This window comes from Xylophilus sp. (assembly GCA_009914555.1).
In the GTDB taxonomy this organism is placed as follows: Bacteria; Pseudomonadota; Gammaproteobacteria; order Burkholderiales; family Burkholderiaceae_C; genus WNDY01.
Window position 1 is genome coordinate 1 of the sequence record WNDY01000119.1, and the last position, 4219, is coordinate 4219.

General features: G+C 55.1%; 6 protein-coding genes. 2 read left to right on the top strand and 4 right to left on the bottom strand.

Annotation, left to right across the window (positions count from 1 at the left end):
- Together GAK38_RS23510 and GAK38_RS23515 are read left to right on the top strand one after the other, a co-directional pair.
- Positions 1-266 (top strand): transposase (locus GAK38_RS23510; RefSeq protein ID WP_325347300.1); only part of this gene is annotated, 266 nt, incomplete at its 5' end.
- Positions 263-682: a hypothetical protein gene (locus tag GAK38_RS23515; RefSeq protein WP_325347301.1), complete on the top strand. Its 420-nt coding sequence runs from the start codon at positions 263-265 to the stop codon at positions 680-682. The genes GAK38_RS23510 and GAK38_RS23515, both read left to right, overlap by 4 nt.
- On the opposite strand, the gene GAK38_RS23520 is transcribed toward GAK38_RS23515, so the two are convergent.
- The 4 genes from GAK38_RS23520 to GAK38_RS23535 form a co-directional block, all read right to left on the bottom strand.
- Positions 650-1348 carry a Gfo/Idh/MocA family protein gene (locus GAK38_RS23520; RefSeq protein ID WP_325347302.1) on the bottom strand — a complete coding sequence of 233 codons (699 nt, stop codon included), beginning with the start codon at positions 1346-1348 and terminating at the stop codon, positions 650-652. The genes GAK38_RS23515 and GAK38_RS23520 overlap by 33 nt on opposite strands.
- Positions 1345-1824, bottom strand: coding sequence for a Gfo/Idh/MocA family protein (locus tag GAK38_RS23525; RefSeq protein WP_325347303.1), 480 nt, complete (start codon positions 1822-1824; stop codon positions 1345-1347). Before GAK38_RS23525 ends, GAK38_RS23520 begins: the two co-directional genes overlap by 4 nt.
- A 9-nt stretch (positions 1825-1833) precedes the next feature.
- Positions 1834-2886: a sugar phosphate isomerase/epimerase family protein gene (locus GAK38_RS23530; protein WP_325347304.1), complete on the bottom strand. Its 1053-nt coding sequence runs from the start codon at positions 2884-2886 to the stop codon at positions 1834-1836.
- 81 nt (positions 2887-2967) lie between these two features.
- Positions 2968-3930, bottom strand: a complete 963-nt coding sequence (locus GAK38_RS23535; RefSeq protein ID WP_325347305.1) for a substrate-binding domain-containing protein — start codon at positions 3928-3930, stop codon at positions 2968-2970.
- Positions 3931-4219 lie beyond the last annotated feature (289 nt).

Sequence of the window (4219 nt, forward strand, 5' to 3'; positions counted from 1 at the left end):
GGTCGATGAAGGTGACGCCGCATGTGGCGCAGAACGTCAATGGTCGCCGCTCGGCCATTGACGGGCGCACGACGCGCCATTCCGGCTATGGGGTCAGCTTGCGCATCCGCAAGCGCATCGAGGAGGCGTTCGGTTGGATCAAGACCGTCGCGGGGCAGGACAAGACGAAGTTCCGTGGCCGCGACCGCGTCGGATGGGCCTTCACCTTCGCGGCCGCCGCCTATGATCTGGTGCGGCTGCCGAAACTGTTGACGGTGTCGTCATGAGCGCGGCCCCGAACTGCCGCCTGATTGGCCGCTGGCGGATCGTCGAGGCCGATCTATGGGATCGGGATTATCTCGACCTGGTTGACCCCGCCACAATCACCATCGGGGCCAACGGGCATGGCGAAATCGCCTTCGGTGCGATGCAAGCGAGCCTCGATCTCGGCTACAGCACGTCCATGGTCTTCTTCAGATGGCGCGGAAGCGATGAAATGGACGAAGTATCGGGCGACGGTCATGCCGAGTTACTCGATGATGGCGCGATCGAGATCACGTTCGCATACGATAGCGGAGACGAGGCCGTGCTGAAGGCCAAACCAGAGACTTCTTCAACAGCCTGTAAAAACGCCGCCCCAAAAATGGCGGCGCTTTCCAATTTTATTGCTTCAGAGGCTCACCCATCCGCCATTTTTGTTTGACGATCGGACGCAGGCATCGATGAATGCAACGCCTTTGACGCCGTCGTCGACTGTTGGATAGATGATTGCACTGTCAGGGTTGGTGTTGTCCCGTCTGGCCTGAATAGCGTTTGCTGCTTCACTGTAGATCGTTGCAAAGGCTTCGAGATAGCCTTCCGGATGGCCGCCCGGCACACGGGTCACACGAGTTGCCGCATCGCCAACACCTGCACCGCCTCGGGTAATCAGCCGCTTCTGCTCACCAAACGGCGTGAACCAGAGCCTGTTCGGATCTTCCTGCGCCCATTCAATGCCGCCTTTGGTGCCAAAGACACGCAAACGCAGCGCATTCTCATTGCCCGGTGCCACCTGACTGCACCAAAGCATACCCTTGGCACCACCTGCAAAACGCAGTATCACATGCGCATTGTCATCCAGACGACGACCCGGAACGAAGCTATCAAGATCAGCCGCCAGACTTTCAAGCGTCAGGCCGGTGACAAAGGATGCCAAGTTAAAGGCGTGAGTGCCGATGTCACCGGTTGCGCCACCAAGACCGGATTGTGCTGGATCGGTACGCCACACAGCACCCTTGGCGCCCGTTTCTTCAACCGCTTCCGTGAGCCAGTCCTGCGCATATTCAACCTGCACCACGCGCAGATCACCCAACGTGCCATCGGCAATCATTTCGCGCGCCTGCCGGACCATCGGATAGCCGGTATAAAATTATGCGTCAGCACAAACAGCGCACCGCTTTCGTCGGCTTCTTTCTTGAGCTTCTTTGTATCAGCCAGGGTCGAGGTCAGTGGCTTATCACAGATCACATGAATGCCACGGCGCAGAAACTCCTTCGCGGCGTCATAATGCACATGATTGGGCGTAACGATTGCGACCGCTTCAATACCGTTCTTGAGACGCGCTTCGCGGATCGCTATTTCCTTATAGCTTGAATAAATGCGGTCTTCTGAAAGCCCAAGCTCGCGCCCCGAGGCTTGCGCTTTATCTGGCGATGACGAGAGTGCGCCTGCCACCAGTTCAAAACGATTATCGAGGCGTGAGGCCATGCGATGCACACCGCCGATAAAGGCCCCTGCACCGCCGCCAACCATGCCAAGTCGAATACGTGGATTGGCTGTTTCTTTGGTTTTTGCTTCAATGGTCATTGAACTACCTTACAATCCCAGCATACGGCGATTGGCAGCGTCATCGGTGCCGCCAGCAGCAAAGTCATCGAAGGCTTTGTCGGTCACGCGGATAATATGGTGCTTTACAAACTCAGCCCCTTCACGCGCACCGTCTTCCGGGTGCTTCAACGCGCATTCCCATTCGACAACAGCCCAGCCATCAAAATCATTGGCCGCCATTTTTGCAAACACTGCGCCAAAATCGACCTGACCGTCGCCCAGCGAACGGAAGCGGCCTGCGCGGTTCACCCAGCCCTGATAGCCGCCATAAACACCCTGACGACCGGTCGGATTAAACTCGGCATCCTTGACGTGGAACATCTTGATGCGGTCTTTATAGATGTCGATATTGTCGAGATAATCGAGGCATTGCAGCACGTAATGCGATGGATCATAGAGCATGTTCGCACGCGGGTGGTTCTTAACGCGTTCAAGGAACATCTCGAACGTCACGCCGTCATGCAGATCTTCACCCGGATGGATTTCATAGCAAATATTCACGCCATGCTCATCGGCGTGGTCAAGGATTGGCAGCCAACGATGCGCCAGTTCATCGAACGCCGTTTCGACCAGACCTGCAGGACGCTGCGGCCACGGATAGATAAACGGCCATGCCAAAGCACCGGAGAACGTTGCATGAGCGCCGATACCAAGATTGCGCGAGGCACGGATTGCCATCTTTACCTGCTCAACAGCCCAAGCCTGACGGGCCTTCGGATTGCCACGCACTTCCGGCACAGCAAAACCGTCAAATGCCTCATCATAAGCCGGATGAACCGCAATAAGCTGACCCTGCAAATGCGTTGAAAGCTCGGTCACTTCAACGCCATTCTCGCGCGCAACGCCTGCAAATTCGTCGCAATAATCTTTCGATTCAGAAGCCTTCTTCAGATCGATCAGCTGGCTTGCCCAGGTTGGAACCTGCACACCGGCATAGCCCTTTTCTGCAGCCCATTTCGTGATGCCATCCCAGGTATTGAACGGCGCTTCATCTCCTGCAAACTGCCCGAGAAATATCCCAGGCCCCTTGATCGTCTTCATCAAAAGTCCTCCGAATGAAATTCAAAACTGTATTGGGGTAACTCAAATACGCGTCCGACAAAGCGGGCGCGCAGAAGGATATTAAAAAGGAGAATCCGGGAAGTAGAACTGTTCGGCATTATCCTTGGTCACCAAAGTAGCGTCGAGGATGTAGTTGCCGCTCACCGGAATCTGGTCGTAGAAATGACCAGCAGCCAACTGCATAGCGGTGGAAACCATTGCAGGCGGATAAAGTACGTCAACCGGCATAAGCTTATCGCCATCCATGACCTTCTTGATCATGTCCTTGGATCCGGCACCGCCGATGACATATTGGATGTCTTCACGGTTGGCCTGCTTGATTGCTTCAAGCACACCGACAGCCATGTCGTCATCCTGACACCAGACAACATCGATTTTAGGGTACTTTGTCAGGAAGTCCTGCATGACACGGAAGGCGTCGTCACGGTTCCAGTTGCCATACTGGCGATCAAGAATCTTGACGTTGGAGCCTTCGATACCCTTGTCAAAACCGTCCTGACGTTGCTGATCAATCGGGATCGGAAGGCCGCGAATAACGACGACCTGTGCATCAGGTGTGGTCTTCTTGATGTACTCGCCAGCGACCTGACCCAAGGCCGGATTGTTGCCCGCCACATAAAGATCACGGATCGAATTGTCATTGCTACTTGGTGCGCGATCAACGAGCGCTACAAAAGTGCCCTTATCCTTGATTTCCTTGATCGCATTGACCCGCAGATCTGGATCGGTGGGCAACACGACAAGACCATCAAGCCCCTGAACAGCCAGATCCTGCAACGCATTTGCCTGGCTGGCTGCATCTGGTGATGTCTTGACGATCACGTTGAGGCCGGGATGCTCCTGCATCAGAAGCTTGGCAACGCGTTCGGCATGATAAACAACACCAGCAGTCCAACCATGGTCAGCAGCAGGGATCGATACGCCGATCGTCACCTTCTTATCCTGCGCACTTGCTGCGCCGGTAAAGGCCAAAGCTCCAGCCGCCAAGGCAGCAAAAGCAACACCTAGAAATTTTCCTCGCATTATTTCCTCCCAAATGTTCAGGGGGCTTTATCCCTGAGTGACCGGACCGCCCCTTCAATCCCGTCAAACTTGTCGTCGGGGCGCGATAACGCTGTGCGTTACGCCCCAGTTTTCATCGTCGCGAGAGCGACCGTTGCACCAGCATAGCAATGATGATGATCGCATGTGAGGTCAGGCTGAAGCGCGACTTTTCGGTTTGAGTTTACGCATAACCATGTCTGTTTGCGAAGAGTTTCTGCCGAAAGACTTCTGCGGGCGTTTTGTACCCCAAACATTTACGCGGTGTATT